Raw genomic sequence first — 1,306 nt, forward strand, 5'->3', positions numbered from 1 at the left:
TGTTGCCATAAAACCCGATACCAGTGTTGACGGGTAGGTTGTGTCAAATTATCCGCTTGATTTTCGGTCATTTCAGCTGTTAGTGCGTAAGCAAAGCTTTCGGCATCAACTGCTTTAGGTGCGGCTTCATAAGATACAATTGAGACGGCGTGGGAATCCGTCTTAGATCGTGGGTGCTTGGGTGCGTGTTGTGCATCACGGTTTGTCAAAATATTTTTACGGAAAGCCGCAATCCCTTGCTGAAGCTGATGTTGCATCGTGTTGATGGCATCACGTAATTGTTCAAGTGGTGTTTGTATTGGAATTTTCATAAGGATACTCCCTGACGTCTACTCATATTTTTCAATCAAGAATAAAATTTAGCTACTTCTATCATAGCGAAATACGTTGTTAACAGGGGGATGTTTGATTGATTATAACCAAATTTAAAGGTTCTTAAGTTTTTCAGGTTATAATAAGAATATGATAACCAAAGAAGCACAATTGTATCAAGATTACCTGCAAGCTGAACGGCAATATTCTGATTTAACCGTCAAAGCTTATCTAACTGATATCGAAGCCTTCACCACGTTTTTAGCAGAAAATGGTGGTTTTACGACTTACCGTGCGGTACAGACTTTAGACGTTCGGGTGTATTTAAATGAGTTGTATGAGCGCCAGTTGGCACGTACAACGATTGCCCGTAAAATTAGTAGTTTGCGGATGTTTTTTCAATTTATGTTGGCCAATCAATTTGTCAGTGATAATCCGTTTGAAAATGTGGCGTTGCGTAAACACCAAAGACATTTACCAGAATTTTTTTACGAATCGGAATTGACGACATTGTTTGAAGTGGCTTATGCCGAAGATGAGCCACTTTGGCAACGCAACACGGCGTTACTTGAATTTTTGTATGCAACCGGTGCGCGTGTGGCGGAAATTGCCAATTTAACCATTGCCCAACTCGATTTTGCCCAACGATTAGTGTTAATTCACGGTAAAGGGAACAAGGATCGCTACGTGCCATTTGGTCATTTTGCAGCCCAAGCCATGACCCAGTATTTACATGAGCTACGACCGCAGTTAGTGGCGAAGCAACCCCCGCATGATCGTGTTTTCGTGAATCATCGCGGCGAACCGATTACGGCGGCTGGGATTACTTATATTTTAAATGAATTGATGAAAAAATCAGCGTTAACTGGCACCATTCATCCGCATATGTTACGTCATACTTTTGCTACCCATTTGTTGAATCACGGGGCGGATATGCGCACATTTCAGGAATTATTGGGACATGTGAACTTGTCAACCACACAGATGTATACAC

The 1,306-nt window shown here is 41.7% G+C and carries 1 protein-coding gene and 1 pseudogene; one reads left to right on the forward strand and one right to left on the reverse strand.

The genetic code is table 11. The annotated features are described in order from the left end of the window. A pseudogene (locus ACW12G_RS05645) lies at positions 1 to 311 on the reverse strand (hypothetical protein); the annotation flags it as partial. Positions 312 to 462: 151 nt separating this feature from the next. Between ACW12G_RS05645 and ACW12G_RS05650 the strand changes: the two are divergent. Further along, positions 463 to 1,306 (forward strand): tyrosine-type recombinase/integrase (locus ACW12G_RS05650; RefSeq protein ID WP_455647473.1); only part of this gene is annotated, 844 nt, incomplete at its 3' end.

The organism is Leuconostoc sp., assembly GCF_965300815.1.